Here is an 18,345-nt window from a genome sequence, read left to right as displayed (position 1 = left end):
GTAGTAATGGGAAAACTATAATACGGCAGTAAATTTAAAATATTGCCGATAATTAGAATGAGATAGAAGTGGGAAATAATTTCACTTTAATGTCTAACAGTCCAGAAAGAAGATGACTGATAATAATCTATCTTAATGCTCTATACAATTTCTCGTAACTATTTTCACCTCCATGTTCTCGATAAAGCTTGTGAGTAAAAAAGTATATTAGCCATAGGTCAAATATCTGTTTTTTCTTTTTTAAGCTTGGTCTGACTTTGTCTTCTTCGGACAAAATTTGCATGAAATCTTTCTTTAAATCATAGGAAGAAAAGAAATTTATCCAATCAGATGTTTTATTTTGAGAGAAACTACTTTCAAAAACAGATTCATAAAACCAAAACATGTGTTTAGTATTTTGATGGATAGGGTCGAAGGGATTTTCTTCTTCTCCATTATAGCACTTAAACATGTTGTATTTAACTTAATTAAACTATTGTAAAATATTTTTTTGAAGGGGTTTTAGGAAGTATCCGAAGTTTCGATCAAATTCCACCAAAGTTTCTTCATTTGCATATTCAAGAAAATCCTTATAGGCCTTGGTTAGTGAAGTAAGGGGTCCTAAAATTTCGCCCATAGTTGTTATACGATGTATGTTTTCATGGGCTTCGAATGGTTCCATGTAACTCCATTTCCCATTTTTAAAAACTAATATATAATCAGGATTATTTTCATCTTGATCAATTTGGTCAATTTTTGAAAATAGTTCTAAAAGATCTCCGTCTTTGGCCTGATAATCAAAATCAAATATTTGTTGAGTATTTAAGCGTTTGATTATTTTTTTGACTACAAATTTTTCATAAAGATTTGGGTTGCTGAATTCACCCACTAAAAAGATTTCCTGTATGTTCTCAAGAAATTGATGTAAAATCCAATGTGGTTTGCTTCTGTCAACTTCTGCCTCACATGTGCAGAGCTTAAAAGGACCATTTAAATCACAAATCTATCTTGAATAAAGGTTAAATTTTGCTTTATTATATATTGTTACGGTGTCTTGTTGCAATGGCTTGATTGCTTTTTTGAATTTTTATCGATGGTCTTTGTATTAGAAATAAATACAAAAGTGTTGTTGACTGTTACGTCAATATTACTTTCCTAAAAGTCATCGAAATTCTTAATCGTCTTTCAGTTTTCATGCCTTTAAAGTTGTCTGTTTTGCGTTGAGCAATTCCATGTGTCCAGTTGTGTCTAGCTTCTCCAGTAAGAACAACAAGACTACCTGATTCAAGCATTACTTCAACTTTTTGTTTTGTTCGAAGATTGATAAAGTCCATGACACACGATGAGCCTAAACTAATAGAAATAATAGTGTTACCAAAACATGGTTCACAGTCAACATGATTTGCAATACCTTGCCCAGGTTGGTATTCGTTTATTATTAGTTGGTCTGGTAATTCACTGATATGCTTTTCATCAAATAATCGTTGAGCCATTATCATAGCCCAACTTGGTAACTTTCCAATAAACATTGAATAGTCTATTGAACGTGCTTTGTAATCGTACTTGTAACCATAATGCTGCACTCTACGTTTAATATCAGATAACCAAGGTTCCGCATTAATTGATTCAATTAAATACTTCACCTCTAACTTGTCGATGAAGTTTGGTAAGTATGTCAACCCTTGAATCATTGATATGTCATTGATGATTTTAGAATGACATAAATCATTTTTGGACAAAACATTATCGGGAACTGGATTGAATAAATCGTACATAATTTTAAAATTTTAAAATTTCGAAATAGACCGATTCGTGAACAGGAGGATAATAACTATTTCTCTGATTATTGTATTTGATTGTTACTTTCTCAGAAAGTAATACATCATGTTTAATGATTTTTGTTTTGAATAACTTATAGTAGGTATTTTTGGACTCGTCAGTTGTATTTTGGAAAAGCAAGAATCTGGGAAGATGGCTATAAGCAGTCAATACATTATTTATTTCAGAGGCTAATAAATCTATATTTAGAGTTGGACTAGCAAAGAGATAACAAGTGTTAAATAAGATCGAATTGGCATTATGGAAATCTTCACTTTGCAGATTCCCGATTCTTTTTGTAAAAACATTGGTTGTACATTTATTATATGCTGAATTAGTCATCAGATCGGCTGCAGCCTCTAGCATTGAATCATAATGGTCAATACCTATATAATCAAATTGCTGATTCAAACTCTTAATTGAGTATAAATAATCAGTCAATGCTATCCCAGAAGTAGCTGGGCCGCAACCAACATCAATAAATTTCAAACAACCATCTTTAGTGATAAGTTTCTTTATCCAAATACATCTTTCAAAAAGATATACTGATGAATAATAATGCTTACGCATATTAAAGTAACAATACAGCTTAACAATATCCGATGGTTGAAGCTTTTTATATGGTTTATCAAAATTAGCTTGACCAAAATTTATAACTTCGGAACGAATTGTAAAGGTGTCTAAACCAAGTAAGATGTTATTCCAAACTGTAGAATCATGATACTTAATATAATCAATAAATTTTTCGGAAAAAAGATTTTCGGCAAATGGAGATGGTGTAAATATTTTATCTACGCTTTCGTGTAGTTCTATTCTGTAGTCTAAAGCATCTTTTCGTTTATTATATTCATTTAGAATTGGGTATCTACTTATTAAATCAGGATTATCAAATTGTTCTTGAAAACCTAGTATATGGCTAAACTCAGAATAGTATGAGTGTAAATCTGAAAGAACATCATCTGTATAGTCTTCATTTTCATCTGCAGCAGCTTTAGAAATTTTATCCAAGTACTGTGTAAATCTATTAATATGTGATCTTGTTTGTCTGTGTTCAAATTTGTATTGAAACCAAGCCAAAAGTCTGTATTTTAAAACATTGTCCTTAAGATTTGTAATGCAAGTTTGAACGAACTCCGGTTTATTGGAGGACTTAAAGTAAAAGGCAAGACTTGTTACTAAAAATTGAATTCCGACAGTATCAATTCCATTACTTCGTTTGGAATGAATATGGCGAATCAACTCAACACAATCTCTAGTGACTGTTGATTCTACAATCAAATTACTAAAGAGCAATTTTATTTCGTTTCTGTTATCAGAAACAAATTCGTTTAAGTCGGCTAAGTCATATTGTAGTGACTCTGATTTTAGTTCTTCAAGTGTCATTACAATTCTTTATGTTTTTGAGATAGAACTATTCTGTATTTAATTTCATCCTTATCGATTTTATTTGCTCTTATAGCATCAATTAGATCTGATTTTGAATAATAAACAAATCTTAAAATTGCTTTAGGGTTTCCAATTAACTCTTCTAATCCGATCAAATATCTTTTCAAACCTAAACGATGACAAACTAGCCCAAACTCAGAGAATATTGTAATTTCATTTGGAAGTTTCTTTAGTTGATCTTCTATATCTGATTTTAATATTCTATGATACAATTTGCCAAAAATCAAAGTTGAATAACAGTCATATCCTTCTATTGAGATTGATGTATTGCCTTGTTCAACTGATATGTTTTTGTGTTTTACCAATTCGGTGATCTTAATTCCAAAAACTAAATTAAAGACAGAATCAATAATTCGGTAATCGAATTCTGTACTCAATTCAAATTTTATGGTTGGTTTATTAGGAATCTTTATTGCTTTTTTTATAGTATCGTCAGAAATTAAAATTCTATCTTCTGAATTTCTAAGTTGCTTGTAGCCAAAAAAGAAGTTTAGTGTTGCAAATGCATACTCACTAAATTTATTAATTCTGGAATTGACTAATTCAACTCTAGGGAGTTCAGGATTTTGGCTAGTCCCAAAGTTGCGTAAATAGGCAAAAACATAAAGGGCTAAACTATTCTTTGATTGCAGCAACTCAATATTATTCATTGCTTTTTTTCTCTCTAGGCTTTTTCTAAGGGCAGAAAAGATATCTTTTACTTGTTTTTCTTCTCCTAAAAAAGAATTGGTTATTTCGCAAAGAGATTCAAATTCAGATGTATCTGAATCAGTGAAATTGGTGTAGTTATAAACTCTTTTAAATAGCCATTGAAGCAAGGGGCGGTCACTAGGGCATGAATTGGTAAACAGCCATTTATAATAATCAGAAAAATGACCACTGTTCACAATTTCTATTCCAAAAGTTTCGTCAATGCCTTGCATTGCATATAAAGAATGATCTGAAATTGTTTTAAATTTTCCTGTTTGATTATAAGTCAATAGATTAAAATTTCTTGCCCCTGCTATTAAGCCTAAAATTTTATCAAACTTGATAATTTGACTTTCTAGATTTTGCGTGGTAATATTAAACTCAACAAAAGATACCTTAGCTATATTTGTTGGAAAGCCAACTTCAATTAATGTGTCAGGAATAATACCAGCATCTCTGATTAGTGAATCATCAAGTGTTTTTCTCTTTGTTTCATTATCGTGTACATAAAGTCTTATTATTCTACTTACAGGAATGATATTACAATACAAGCCGAATGAACCATTTACTGATAATAAAGTTTTATCTATTACAAAAGCATCTATCTGAATGAGGATATGATCTTTATCATTGGACATAAATCCATTCGAAATGAGTAAGCCATTCTCGTTAATTGATTGCGGGTCTGAAAATGCTTTTTGTGAACTATATTTAGATGGAAAGATGCATCCTGCTGAAAAATATTGCAACAAATTTGATTTATGAACTTCTATATAAAGATTGTCTGTTAATGAAAAAATACTATCATCAGTATACTTTGTCTCTGTTTCATCATTATAAGATTTACTTATTTCCTCTACAATTTCTACTTTTTCTGAGTTAGTAATTTTCAGAGGAATTTCTGGTTTTTGTTCAGTTTGATTGTGAAACAGGCTACCAGTAAAGAACTCTTCTTTAGGAGTCTTTAAAGTATTTTTCTCTATTTCTTTTTTTGTTATTTTCTTTGCCATGATACGTTACTTTTTAAAATGGTAAATCATCATCAAATAAATTTATTTGACTTTGATTATTTGATGATATGAATTCTAATAGGTCAATTAGTAATTGTGGTTTTTGGTAACACAATAGATATAATTGAGTTCTAGCCCTTGTTGCCCCAACATAGTAATGATTTCTTGTGGCCCACATTTTGGTTGAACCATCTGCATTTTTTTCCTCTATCCAAGTATTATTGATTTTCTTTTTTCGTGGCTTTGCAAGAGCTCTTTCTGCATCATTAAAAAATGGCATTATAACAATGTCAAATTCCAATCCTTTACACGAATCATAGGTGCAAATAAATGGAGTTTTCATTCTATCAAACATTATTTGTTCTTCTGCTTGAGGCATTCCATTATAGTAGTACGAAAACGTTCTATTGTCCGTAGAATTTGGTTGACAAGAATATCCATTCTCTGGTTTTTCTAAGTAATTTTTAATGTCAACTACTTGATTTCCGTAATTAACTAATATACCGATGTTGCTTGCTGGGTTTGCTTCAATTATTTCTTTGATTTTTGAAAGTTGTGCATCAGTTGAAAGGTTGTCCAATATCTCGGGGTTTTCTCCATTTTGCAAGTCGCTTGTATCAATATATTGTACAATCTCATCATCTGGAACAAAGCCTCTAGCGAATTCAAAAATCTCTTTTGTATTTCTGAAATTTTGTTCCAGAGGTTGGAGGTCTGTATGTTTCTGATTTCTGAGTTTTTCTAGAATAATAGATAATGCTTCATCGGGAGGAAAATTACTTTGCAAATCCTGTGCATTATCTGCACCACATGTAACTTTTTCTGCTAACATAAACGCTTTAGCAAATACTGCTGGGGTTAAATCTTGGGCTTCATCAAAGAAAATTTCTCTATAAATTCTTCCTGTGTTTCTAAATCTTTGCTCGATTTGAGTTTCGTCTAAGGATGAATCAAACCATTGTCCTCCTTGTGCATACCATTTATAAAATGAACTTACTTTATTTTCGATTACTAATTTTATTGTTTGCTCATCCAAATCACCAAAGAGCTCCTCAGCTTTATTTCGTAAAATGCCCTTTATTGAAGCTAACAATGTTCGATTGTAAGTAAATAATAAAGCATTTTGATTGTTTTTAACAGGTGTCAAAAATCTAAAAATTGTCACAGTGGTTTTTCCACTGCCAGGACCTCCTGTAACAACAAGAGAACCATCATAGTCATCTATGGCTAATCGCTGGGCATCAGTTAGTTTTAACGGTAATCTGAAAATAAAGTCAGGCATATAATATTAGATTAGATTACTTTAGTTTGTAATAGTTTTTCTGTAAATGCATTATGTGCTTAGGGCACTTACTATAAAGTAATAAATAGTTTGTTAGAAAGCCAAATCGTTGGAAGTTCGAACATTGGAATTTTTAAAACTTGTACTAATTTGAAGGAGTGTATTTTTGTGGTCTACTAATCATCATTATATATTTTAATAATAAAAGTATTGTTCATTTTTAATTCTGTATTCATTTGCCTAAATAATAGGCTTTCAGACTCACTATAATTTATTATTGTTTGCCAAAAAGTTGTCTGCTAGTAATTAATAGACTTATTTCAATTCGTCAAATATACGTTTGAAAAATAATCTATAGACGAAAGTAGAAAATTCATATTGACTGAATGGGGTTGGATCGGCTTAGTGTAGTTAGGCAAAGTAAGTTGTAATGTTTAGGATTGACAAGTGCGTTTGCAAAAACACTACATTTTAGTTGGAAGAGGGCTGGTTTTTATTTTACGAAATCTTCAATAATAGAAAAACTTTCAGAGCGACCCTAAAGTGACATAACTTATTTTTCCTAAAACCTCCCCAAGCTACAAAACTTGTATATAATGGAGAGCTAAAATATTATATTTAGCCGATAAAATAAGTACATTTTATCCATCGGTCTTATTTGTTGAGAAACTATGAATTCAATTCAGAAAATGTTAGCTAAGAACCTAATGATTATAATTCTAAACCCTAATAACTAACAACTAAAACTAATATCTATATTTTCAAATACCCCTCCAATCCCCCTTCTAGATTTTGGCATGAAATGCCTTTTACTGAAAGAAGTCGACACGCAATGTAGCTTTGCGTACCATTGTAACAAATGACAGTAATGGGTTGTGGGATCTGTTGGACTTCTTCGATACGGTCCAATAATTGATCGAGTGGAATATGAACACCTCCCAGATTAAAGTCATCCCATTCGCGGGGAGTACGTATATCTAGGAGGTGTAAGTGGCTGATTTGTTCTTTGAAAGTAACAGCCGTAATGGATTGCATCTTAATATCCAGCAGCCTGCCAAGCGAGCATACCACCAATTAAATTACGGACATTGCTGTATCCTTCGCTACTTAAATATTCTTTGGCACGACCAGAACGTGCTCCTGAGCGACAATGAACAATGATTTCCGCATCTTTATCTGCTTCAATTTCATCCAATCTTTCAGGTAATTCTCCTAAAGGGATTAATTGAGCTCCAATGTTGAACTCATCAAATTCATGTTCTTCACGGACGTCAATGATGTACAATGCCTCATTGTTATCCATTCGCTCTTTTAATTCTTCTATTGTAATATCTTCCATGTGATTATTGATTTTCTCCGCCACCTACAACCCAAAGGTCAATGGTATCTCCTGGGTGAATACTCGTTCCGGTGCAAGTGGCACAAACTTGCTTAAATACCACGCCAGGCTGAAATTCTTCATTCGCTTCGTAATAAATTTTACCAACCGTTAGGTTCATGCCTGCCAAAATAATATTGACTTCATCCAAAGGTTTACCCACTAAATCGGGTAATTCCATTTCTACATTGGCCGTTCCGTTTCCTATGAATAAATCAACCATGGTTCCTTTGGGAATCGTTGCTCCCGCCTCAATCTTCCGCCCGTTCACTTGCATTTCAATCACTTCTTTAACCCTAGGGTCATTGATTTCATGCACAATTCCTTTTCTCAATCCAGAAATCAATAATTGCTGCTCAGCACTTCGAACCGATAAGCCGATCAAACCTGGCATTTTGATGGTAGGAGGTGTTTCTGAATTGATAGTGATGTAAATTTTTCTTCCCGACTTCACCAAAGCATTCGGTAAAGGGTATTGAGAAAGTATCGTCAAAGGAGGTTTATCTGCCGTAAAGGTGCAATCGGAAATTTCATATGTTAAGTCATTGGCATCGACCAATTCCTCCATTTTTTCCATGGTCATTCCCTTCAGATTAGGAACTTTGATGGTTTCCCCATGATGGGTACTCCAAGGCAAATACACAAAAAAGAACCCGAAAAATAAAACCAGAAATAAGGAGATCAGAATCGCTATGTGCGTGTACAGATCTTTTTTGGTTTGGGTAGGGATTTTCATCATGAGGGATGCGTTCAAATATTGAATGCAAGTTAGGGAATTGTCGGGAAAACAAAAACCCATTTTGTCAACCGAATCCTTAGTTTGGACATAAAAAAACCGGGTAGTCATTCAACCACCCGGTCCTTATACTTAGCTATTTCTTAGTATTTGAATACTTTAGATCCTGCCATAACTTCTTGTGTCTTCTCGTTGAAGGTAACACGCTCTCCTGTACGGTAAGCCGCATTGGCCATGATCGTTGCAATGGAGTGTTGGTAACCTGCTTCAATCGGAGCATTAGGAGTTTTACGTGAACGTACACATTGCATCCAGTTTTTGATGTGCTCAAATGTTAAGCTATCACCACCTGTGTTAGATCCAGTCTCTACTTTAGGACCTTCAATTTTCAAGGTTGGCAATAAATTCGCCTGCATGCCCATGCCTCTAGCTTCTCCTTCAGTTAATCCACCATTTGGAGAAATCATGTTGGTATCTAAGTTCAATTCACCACCGTTAGAGTAGTAAATTTCTTTAGTTCCACCTGCTGAGTTAGAGAAACGAGATGTAAAGCTTACTTGGAAGCCTTTGTTTGGTTGGTCTGCTGGGCCGTAATCAAATACCGTAGTCATGGTATCTGCATTTTTACGTCCATCATTCCATTGGTAGATACCTCCATTGGAAACCGCAGAACGTGGATGAGCCAAGCCTGAGAACCAGTGAACAGTATCAATTTGGTGAGACATCCATTGACCAGGAATTCCTGAAGAATATGGCCAGAATAGACGGTATTCTAAATATTTACGAGGATCAAATGAATCTTTAGGACGGTTCATCAAGAAACGGTTCCAATCGATATCTGATTCTTTTAAGTCTTTGCAAAGGTTGACTCTTCTCCAGCGACCTGGTTGGTTGACGTTCCACATCAACTCGACCATTTTGATATCACCGAATTTGCCCGACTTGATAAACTCATCTGCTGCCCAGTAGTTGGCACCACTACGACGCTGAGATCCTATCTGAACAATTTTATTGGATTCTTTTACGGCTTTTAATACAGCACGTGCATCTTCCATTGTTTCTGCCAATGGTTTTTCTGCATATACATCACAACCCGCTTTCACCGCTTCAATGGTGTGTAAGGCATGTTGGAAATCCGCTGTTGAGATAAATACTGCATCTACTCCTTTAGCTGCATATAACTCGTCGTTATTACGGTAAGTAGTGATTTTGCTTCCTAATTGGGATTCCAAATAAGCCTTTCCTTCTTCGCGTCTGCGGTTCCAAAGGTCAGAAACTGCCACCATTTCAAAATTCATTTCTTTTTGTAAAATTTTGAATGGAGGAACGTGTGAAGAACGGTGACGGTCAGAAAAACCTACACAGGCTACACGAACACGGTCATTTGCTCCAAGAATCTTACTGTAAGATTTAGGGCTGAAGGCAAATGTTCCTAAGGAGGCAACTGCGCTCTTTTGGATGAAATCTCTTCTTTTCATGTTAAAAATTATTTTTGAGGTATCGGTTGTTATTTAATTTCTCTGATTTTGATGTTCTTGTAAAATACAGAATCACCATGCTCTTGTAACAAGATCGGGCCTTTGGCTTTCATACCAAAACCAGGCCATTTGTTGTATTTACTATGCGCTACTAACACTTTATAAATATTGCTACCACGAACATACTCGATCACTTTGATGCCATTTAACCAATGTTGAACAACATTATTTGGGTAAACTATCACACGACCACGATTCCATTCACCAATTTTTTTAACAGAACGTTTGTCTTTGTCGGAAGGGATCAAGTCATATAAGCTCGACAATGTTCTATTTCCTTCTGTACCCAACTTAGCATCAGGGTGCTTGTCGTCATCTAATACTTGAAATTCTAAACCAATGGCCGACATGCCTGAGTTGTAAGATTCATCGACAAAGTATTTTACTCCTGAATTAGCTCCTTCTGTTAATTTGAAATCAAAAACCAATTCAAAAGCGCCGAATTGATCATTGGTTAGAATATCGCCACCATTACCTGACTCTTTTCCACCTTTACTATTTACGTGTAAGGTACCATCTGATTCAACGGTCCAAACCGAAGGAGGAGCCGTTGTTTTGAAAGCCGAACGCCAGCCGTTTAAATCTTTACCGTTAAACAATAATTTATATCCTTGAGCTTCTTCTTGCGGAGAAAGGGTGTTTAAGGTATAATTTTCTACGGGAGTAGTTTTGTCCAAAGGACGTGGACGCATTTGGCTACCTGTTTGAATCTTGATGTTTTTCCACATCACTTGTGTACCCTCTTTTTGATCTTTACCGATGGCATGCACTTGGAAAGCAATGAATCCTTTGGCAGTCATATCATCAACTAAATAAGTTACCGGGATATTGTTTACCCAGGTACGAATGGTCGTTCCGATAGCCTCTATACGATAGTGATTCCATTCCCCTTTTTTGAAAGCTTTTTTAGCAGCTGAATTTTCTTCTACTGGATATAACCAGCCACGGCGAGCCTCATCATACAGGCCGCCTGACCATGCTCTGTCAGAAGGATCTATTTCCACTTGATAGCCATGAACACGACCATTCATGTATTCAGGAGTAGAAAGACTACGAATTTGAATACCTGAATTCATCGAATTGTCCACTTTAAGGTCGACTTCTAAGATAAAATCACCGTATTCTTTTTCGGTTGCCATGAAAGAATTGGGTGTATTGGCTACGGTAGTGCCTATCATGACACCATTTTTGGCTTCGTATTTAGCTTGACCGTTGAGTTGTTTGAATCCTTTGAACGTTTTACCATCGAAAAGATTGGTCCATTGTTCATTTTGCGCCAGAGCTGGCATCAATACCCCTAAACTAAGGAGTAGAGTAAATAATTTTTTCATAGTTTCTTTTAAATGTATTAATTACTCGTAAAAGTCCTAAAAAGAATTGATTTACTCAAATTCTCCAGATTAATCCTCTTATTTTTCTATAGGGTCTTGACCTTCTCTTAGAATTGGTGAATTGAATGAGAATCCTTTTGGAAGAAATATTAAATTTGATTTTCGGGCTATTCCATTAAATTTGTAGATTAAATATCGCCTACATGAAGAAACAAACTCAAGCCATCCGAATTCAAGCCAAGCGTTCTCATAACCGGGAGCACTCGGTGCCATTGTATCTTACTTCAAGTTTTACCTTTGAAGATTCAGAGCAAGGTAGAGCTATTTTTGCCGAAGAGATTCCAGGAAATATCTATTCTAGATACCAAAATCCCAACGTAGATGAGTTTGTAGAGAAGATGTGTATGTTGGAAAATGCAGAAGCTGGTTTGGCATTTTCAACGGGTATGGCGGCTATTTTTTCTTCATTAGCTGGTTTATTAAAGCAAGGAGATCATGTCATAGCATCCAATGCATTATTTGGTTCAGCGATTCAAATTTTGACTAAAATTACCGCTAAATGGGGCATAGAATGCACTTTTGTGGATGGTCACGACATCAAAGCTTGGGAAGCTGCTATCAAAGACAATACCAAATTCTTTTTCTGTGAAAGCCCTTCTAATCCAGGCTTGGATTTAATTGATATTGCAGAATTAGCGGCTTTGAAAAAGGGGAAGGATATTGTTTTAGCGGTAGACAACTGTTTTGCTACACCAATCTTACAAACTCCTCTGGATTTAGGGGCAGATTTAGTACTACATTCTGCAACTAAATACATTGATGGTCAAGGACGTGTGCTAGGAGGTGTAGTTTGTGGAAAAGCTGAATACATTGCTGAAATACGTTTTTTTGCTCGTCACACAGGCCCATCTTTATCTCCATTCAATGCTTGGATATTATCCAAGAGTTTGGAATTATTGGATTTGCGTATGCAAAAGCATGCAGAAAATGCCTTGGCATTGGCTGAGGCTTTACAAGGCCATCCAGCTGTTCAAGCGGTGAAATACCCTTTCTTGAAGAGTCATCCGCAATATGAATTGGCTAAAAAGCAAATGAAATATGGGGGAGGTATTTTAACCTTAGATATCAAAGGGGGATTTGAGAAAGTACAAAAATTGAGTCAATTGCTTCAAATAGTTTCTATTTCGCCTAATTTGGGAGATACGCGTACCATTTTAACTCACCCTGCATCAACTACGCATTCGAAATTATCCGCAGAGGATCGTGCTGCCGTAGGAATTACAGACGGACTTGTCCGTGTAGCCGTAGGTTTGGAAGCGATTGAGGATTTAAAAGAAGATTTCTTAAACGCTCTAAATCAGCTCTAGTACATGTGGATAGCCCTAGTGGTATGTTTGGTATTACTGACTATCAATGTGGTGGTGGGTGTTTACGTGGAACGTAAATTATCTGCTTTTATGCAGGACCGTTTGGGGCCTATGGAAGTAGGTAAATGGGGCTTACTTCAGGTTTTTGCTGATTTATTGAAATTATTTCAAAAGGAAGACATTGTACCTGCATCCGCTCAAAAGCAATTGTTCTTATTTGCTCCTTGGATCATTTTTTTGGCTGTATTTGGCTCATTTTCAGTAATTCCCTTAAGTTCAGGTAGTTTCTTGCAAGGCAGCCAAACCGAAATGGGAGTCATGTTATTAATGGGCATCGTTTCTTTAGATTCCTTAGGGATATTACTGGCAGGATGGACTTCCAATAACAAGTATTCACTTCTTGGGGCGATTCGTTCAGCGGCACAATTGGTTTCCTATGAGATTCCCATGGGTTTGAGTATTCTGTGTGTCGTATTGATTTCCTCCAGTTTGAATTTACAAGAGATAGCCTTACAACAAGGGATATTTAGTCAACAGACCAACTTCTTATTCGGTTTATCATTTTTACAATGGGATGTGACGCATGTAGGTGGGATTTTGACTTGGAATGTAGTACGAGTGCCCTTCTTCTTTTTTCTGTTCATTTTGTTTTTCATCACCAGTTTAGCAGAGGCTAATCGCGCGCCATTTGATATACCTGAAGCAGAATCTGAATTAGTAGGAGGTTTTCATACGGAATATGCTGGTATGCGTTGGGCATTATTGTTTTTGTCTGAATATGGAATGATGCTCCTCGTGAGTGTTTTAGGAGTAATACTTTTTTGGGGTGCATGGTATTCTCCTTTTCCAAACATAGGAAGTTTACGTTTGGCAGATTGGACCAATGGAACTCCAGGAACGATATGGGCAACCGTTTTAGGTTTTGTTTGGATAATGTTAAAGACCTATGTTCTGATTGCCATTCAAATGTGGGTACGCTGGACTTTACCTAGATTAAGGGTAGATCAGCTGATGTATTTATGTTGGAAAGTCCTCACTCCAGCCGCTTTGGTTTTCGTCGCAATATCTTCGATTTGGTCGATGTTCATGTAATTTCATTTCTACTTCTCAAGTATTATACGTATCATTGGTTTTATAACCTCAAACCAGTTATATGATAAAACTCTTTACTAGAGTCTTTTATGTCTTATGTTGCCTAGTCATTTTTCATAAAAGCTATTCACAATCAACGACTACTACTTTACCCTATTTAGAAGGAAAAGTTATCGATGCTCAAACAGGGGAACCACTCCGAGGTGCGGATATTTCGGTAGATTTCAAGAAATCTGGTACATCCACTGATTCCTTAGGTATGTATCGTATTTATTTGCCTTATGGGGAATATGTCGTGAAAATCGGTCACGTAGGATATAATCCTTACAGGACTAAAGTCTATATCAAAGCCAATACCACACTCAATGCTCAGCTGAATGATGTGACCAAGCAATTGGAAGAGGTCATTGTATCCAGTGCTGCTACGAAGCGTGATATCCAAACTCCTTCTTTAGGAGTTACTGTTCTAAGTTTAAAAGGTATCAAGAAGCTTCCTACCATGATGGGGGAGGTTGATGTCATTAGAAGTTTGCAAACGCTTCCCGGCGTTTCTTCGGTGGGAGAAGGTGCCAATGGTTTAAATATTCGTGGTTCTAATGTGGATCAGAATTTGATTTTCATTGATAATACGCCCATTTTCAATCCAACCCACATGTTTGGTTTGTTCTCCGTATTTGCCTCTGATGCTATTCGTGATTTAGAATTATATAAAGGTGGAGTTCCATCTCGATTCGGAGGTAGAACGGCTGCTGTATTGGATATCAAAATGATTGAACCCAACACGGAAAAATTCAAAATGCAAGGAGGAATCGGATTAGTGTCGAACCGCGTTATGGCGGAGATTCCTATCATTAAAGAGAAATTATCGATATTGATTGCTGGCCGATTATCTGTCAATGATTTTATGTTCAAATGGTTTGCTCCTACGGAATTAAAAAATATTAGGGCCAATTTTATGGATGTGGCAACGAAGGTTTTCTATCGTCCCAATAATAAGAATACGATCTCCTTTTCTAATTATTTGAGTCAGGATTTTTATCGAGTTGATTCCTTATTTAGTATTGAAAACGTGGTGGCAAAGCGTACTTCGTTTGATTATGGACACAACAACTTGGCTATTCATTGGAATCATTATTTTTCAGATAAGCTGAATATGATGTTAAGTGCTACGAGCACTTTATACAAAACGAAAACGTATTCACCTGATACGGTCAATACGATTGATTTGCAAAGTTCCATTGATTATAAAAATGTACATGTGAGCTTTGACTTACAACCAAGAGATAGTCATAAAATGAATTTTGGGGCCATGGCTACACGATATTATGTGAAGCCAGGATCATTGAATGACGGGGTGGTTTCTCGGGTTGCTCGAGTGGTATTACCTGATGAACAATCCATTGAGGCAGCTGTTTATGCCGATGATGAATGGACGGTAAGTCCTAAGTTTACTGTTCAAGCTGGTTTACGTTATGTGCAATATTGGCGCTTAGGTGCCGGTGTTGTTAACCAATATGACCCAAGTCGGATGCCTTCGGCAAGTAGCATCATTGGGAAAAAAGTATACGGAGACGGAGAAGTAATGGCTTCTTATGGCGGATTAGAGCCCCGATTAACGATGAAGTATTCTTTGGCAGAAAACACGACCATGAAATTTGGGTATAATCGCATGCAGCAATTCTTTCAATTGCTTTCTAACAATACGACACCATTACCTACTTCTCGTTGGAAAACAGCTGATTCATTCATCAAGCCGCAGCAATCAGATTTTTATTCTTTAGGATTCTTCAAAACGTATCATGAGAACGTGTACGAAGCTTCATTGGAAACTTATTACCGAGATGTAAGAAATACGCTTGATTTTGTTTCTGGTGCCAATTTACAATTGAACCCAACGATAGAAACTCAATTGATTACTGGAAAGAGTAAGGCATATGGAGTAGAATTAATGGTTCAAAAGAAAAAAGGGGAAGTTTCAGGTTGGGTGAGTTATACCTATGCACGCGCTTTCAATCAAATGGTTGGAGATTTTCCCGAGGTTCAAGCGATTAATGGGGGAGATTGGTTTGCCACGAATTATGACAAACCTCATACCTTCAATATGATGTTGAATATTCAACCGACTACTCACCATAGTTTCTCATTTACTTTTGCGTACAATACGGGTCGTCCATTCTCATCTCCATCTGGGAGTTATGAAATTGGCGGTAAAAGATACCCTGTATTTGCATCAAGGAATAATGACCGCATACGAGATTACCACCGTTTGGATTTCTCTTGGACCATCAGTAACCCATCTATGGTAAAAAAGAGATGGGAAGGAAGTTGGGTTTTTACCGTGTATAATTTATATGGAAGACAAAACCCTTATTCGGTATTCTTTAAATCGAATAAGCAAGCATTACAGGCCTATGAGCTAAGTGTATTTGCTGCACCATTTATATCCTTGACCTATAATTTTAAATTTTTATAGAAATGCCTAATAAGTTAATTAGCTATATTTTCTTGAGTTTTACCATGGTATTCATGACCTGGGCTTGTATTAATCCTATTAAAGATTTTGTACAAATAGACTCCACTTCTTACATGACCATTGAGGCAGACATTGTCAACGACCCAAGTATGTGTAAGATACGTTTGACTAGTTCTGCTAACCGTATCATGTCCGTTTTATCGCTCCCTGTGACCAAAGCTGATGTGTACATTGTGGACCAAGCCGGCACTAAAACGACTTTTAAGGAAGTCACTGGTGGCACAACAGGAACCTATTTGCCTCCTACTGGTTTTGCAGGTAAAGTAGGTTCAACCTATCAATTGTTTATTAAAACATTGGATGGAAGACAATATCAAAGTAGTCAAGAAGAAATGAATTCAGTCCCTGAGATTGAAAATATTGTGACCCAATTTGAAGTATTGGATCAGTATTCGAAAGGAGATGTTCGAAGAACGGGTTATACGGTTTACCTTGATTTCAAAGATAGCCCTAAGGAAGGCGATTATTACATGTGGAATTGGAAGCACTATGAACCTATCACCATTTGTGCTACTTGTACTGGTGGAGCTACATGGAATTTTAAACAAAATACTTGTATTACTCCAGCGGTTGCCACCGATCAGATTTTGAATTATTCATGTGATGGTAAATGCTGGGATATCTCAACCAATAATGATTTGAATGTTTTTTCTGATGTGTTAACCAACGGGCAACGTATCGTGGGTCGTCAGGTGGCTCGTGCACCTTTTGATAATTACACGCCTTATTACTTTCGTTTAGAGCAGAGAGGTATTTCAAAAAGTGCCTTTTTGTTTTATCAAAGTTTAATTGCTCAAGTTCAATCGAGTGGTTCATTATTTGATGTTCCGGCTGAAACTAGATTTTCTGTCAATGTGAAATCGACCACGAATCCAAGTGAAAAAATATTAGGCATATTCAATGTATTCTCTGTAAGTAAGAAAATCTTTTATATAGATCGTACGAAGGGAATTCCTCCTGGAGAAAAGGCTTTTATTCCTCAAGTTCCAGGTGAAATGTTTTTCTGTCCGGGGGCTTCTCCAGGATGTCAGGATCGTGTTCCATGTTTTGAAGGGCCATCAAGAACAAAGATTACGCCAGAAGGGTGGACTTTATAAGAATTTTGCATCATCTTTGCGGCAAATTAGGACAAAATGGTAGGAGTTTTATTGGTTAATTTAGGTACTCCGGATGCTCCGGATACTGCTTCAGTACGTCGTTATTTAAGGGAATTTTTAATGGATGGCCGGGTAATTGATATCCCATATCCATTTAGGTTCATGTTGGTTAATGGTATCATAGCACCATTTCGTGCCCCTAAATCAGCCAAAATATACCAGCAACTTTGGGAAGAACGCGGCTCTCCGTTAAAATTTTATGGGGAGGATGTACGTGATGAATTACAGAAGAGCTTAGGGAATGAATATGTGGTGAAATTAGCCATGCGTTATCAAAATCCTAATTTGGCTTCGGTATTGAAGGAAATGGAAAAGATGCAATTGGATAAATTGATTATTATTCCACTATTCCCTCAGTATGCTTCGGCCACAACCGGCTCTGTGTATGAGCGTGTGATGGAGTTAATGAGTTCATGGCAAGTAATGCCCAACATTTCCTTGGTGAGTTATTTCTATCAAAAACCAGGATTTGCTTCGTATTTCGCTGAAAAAGCAAAGAAATACCAAGCAGAACATGAGTTTGATTATTATTTATTTTCATATCATGGAATTCCTGAACGTCATATTCGAAATGGAGATATCACAAAAAACACCTGTGCATTTGGCTCATGTTGTGAGCAAATCACCGAGAAAAATCATGGATGTTACCGTGCTCAATGTTTTGAAACTACTCGTTTGATAGCCAAAGAAATGGGTTTGAAAGAAGGTACATTTGGTACGGCCTTTCAAAGTCGATTAGGAAGAGATCCATGGCTTCAACCTTACACAGATGAAACCATCAAAAGTTTAGTGAAAGAGGGCAAAAAGAAAATATTAGCCTTTTCTCCAGCCTTTGTGGCCGATTGTTTGGAAACAACCATTGAAGTAGGAGAAGAATACAAAGAATTGTTTGAAGAAGCAGGAGGGGAGCATTGGCAATTGGTCGAGAGTTTGAATAATTCTCCTGAATGGGTAAGTTTCTTGAAGGATTTGGTGCATCAATCATAAT

At 36.0% G+C, this 18,345-nt stretch carries 16 protein-coding genes; 5 read left to right on the top strand and 11 right to left on the bottom strand.

All coding sequences use genetic code 11. From position 1 onward, the window contains the following. Positions 1-127 precede the first annotated feature (127 nt). The 11 genes from HME7025_RS08860 to HME7025_RS08810 all read right to left on the bottom strand — a co-directional run bounded on the left by HME7025_RS08860 (position 128) and on the right by HME7025_RS08810 (position 11,208). Positions 128-451, bottom strand: coding sequence for a hypothetical protein (locus tag HME7025_RS08860; protein WP_109323292.1), 324 nt, complete (start codon positions 449-451; stop codon positions 128-130). A gap of 21 nt (positions 452-472) precedes the next feature. Next, entirely contained in the window at positions 473-868 is a 396-nt protein-coding gene (locus tag HME7025_RS08855) for a hypothetical protein (RefSeq protein WP_109323291.1), read from the bottom strand. Positions 869-1,115: 247 nt separating this feature from the next. Beyond that, entirely contained in the window at positions 1,116-1,754 is a 639-nt protein-coding gene (locus HME7025_RS08850) for an alpha-ketoglutarate-dependent dioxygenase AlkB (RefSeq protein WP_109323290.1), read from the bottom strand. Positions 1,755-1,758: 4 nt separating this feature from the next. Then, positions 1,759-3,180: a hypothetical protein gene (locus HME7025_RS08845; protein ID WP_109323289.1), complete on the bottom strand. Its 1,422-nt coding sequence runs from the start codon at positions 3,178-3,180 to the stop codon at positions 1,759-1,761. Beyond that, positions 3,180-4,943: a hypothetical protein gene (locus HME7025_RS08840; protein WP_109323288.1), complete on the bottom strand. Its 1,764-nt coding sequence runs from the start codon at positions 4,941-4,943 to the stop codon at positions 3,180-3,182. The genes HME7025_RS08845 and HME7025_RS08840 overlap by 1 nt, the downstream gene beginning before the upstream one ends. Positions 4,944-4,956: 13 nt before the next feature. Further along, positions 4,957-6,225, bottom strand: a complete 1,269-nt coding sequence (locus HME7025_RS08835) for a DNA/RNA helicase domain-containing protein (protein ID WP_109323287.1) — start codon at positions 6,223-6,225, stop codon at positions 4,957-4,959. Positions 6,226-6,978: 753 nt separating this feature from the next. Beyond that, on the bottom strand, positions 6,979-7,260 hold the full coding sequence (locus tag HME7025_RS08830; RefSeq protein ID WP_109323286.1) for a rhodanese-like domain-containing protein: 282 nt from the start codon (positions 7,258-7,260) through the stop codon (positions 6,979-6,981). A gap of 1 nt (position 7,261) precedes the next feature. After that, positions 7,262-7,564 (bottom strand): rhodanese-like domain-containing protein, encoded by a 303-nt coding sequence (locus tag HME7025_RS08825; protein ID WP_109323285.1) that lies wholly within the window; start codon positions 7,562-7,564, stop codon positions 7,262-7,264. Between the two features lie 4 nt (positions 7,565-7,568). After that, positions 7,569-8,342, bottom strand: coding sequence for a PASTA domain-containing protein (locus tag HME7025_RS08820; RefSeq protein ID WP_161566831.1), 774 nt, complete (start codon positions 8,340-8,342; stop codon positions 7,569-7,571). 140 nt (positions 8,343-8,482) lie between these two features. Continuing rightward, the gene (locus HME7025_RS08815; protein WP_109323283.1) at positions 8,483-9,817 is read right to left on the bottom strand and encodes a Gfo/Idh/MocA family protein; all 1,335 of its coding nucleotides are present in this window, start codon (positions 9,815-9,817) and stop codon (positions 8,483-8,485) included. Positions 9,818-9,846: 29 nt separating this feature from the next. Then, a complete protein-coding gene (locus HME7025_RS08810) occupies positions 9,847-11,208 on the bottom strand; it encodes a 3-keto-disaccharide hydrolase (RefSeq protein WP_109323282.1) in 1,362 nt (453 codons plus the stop codon). 203 nt (positions 11,209-11,411) lie between these two features. On the opposite strand from HME7025_RS08810, the gene HME7025_RS08805 reads away from it, so the two are divergent. From HME7025_RS08805 to hemH, 5 genes are all read left to right on the top strand, one after another. Then, entirely contained in the window at positions 11,412-12,575 is a 1,164-nt protein-coding gene (locus HME7025_RS08805) for a trans-sulfuration enzyme family protein (protein ID WP_109323281.1), read from the top strand. A 3-nt stretch (positions 12,576-12,578) separates the two neighbouring features. Next, positions 12,579-13,667, top strand: coding sequence for a complex I subunit 1/NuoH family protein (locus HME7025_RS08800; protein WP_109323280.1), 1,089 nt, complete (start codon positions 12,579-12,581; stop codon positions 13,665-13,667). A 61-nt stretch (positions 13,668-13,728) separates the two neighbouring features. Continuing rightward, the gene (locus HME7025_RS08795) at positions 13,729-16,140 is read left to right on the top strand and encodes a TonB-dependent receptor (protein WP_109323279.1); all 2,412 of its coding nucleotides are present in this window, start codon (positions 13,729-13,731) and stop codon (positions 16,138-16,140) included. A 2-nt stretch (positions 16,141-16,142) separates the two neighbouring features. Continuing rightward, a complete protein-coding gene (locus HME7025_RS08790) occupies positions 16,143-17,297 on the top strand; it encodes a DUF4249 domain-containing protein (RefSeq protein ID WP_109323278.1) in 1,155 nt (384 codons plus the stop codon). Between the two features lie 36 nt (positions 17,298-17,333). Next, complete coding sequence (gene hemH / locus HME7025_RS08785; protein WP_109323277.1) at positions 17,334-18,344, top strand: ferrochelatase; 1,011 nt, start codon at positions 17,334-17,336, stop codon at positions 18,342-18,344. The last annotated feature ends 1 nt before the right edge of the window (position 18,345 follow it).

This window comes from Aquirufa nivalisilvae (assembly GCF_003143535.1).
GTDB classification, from domain to species: domain Bacteria; phylum Bacteroidota; class Bacteroidia; order Cytophagales; family Spirosomataceae; genus Aquirufa; species Aquirufa nivalisilvae.
Note: the sequence above shows the minus strand (reverse complement) of the source record. Positions and strands in the feature narration are given on the sequence as shown.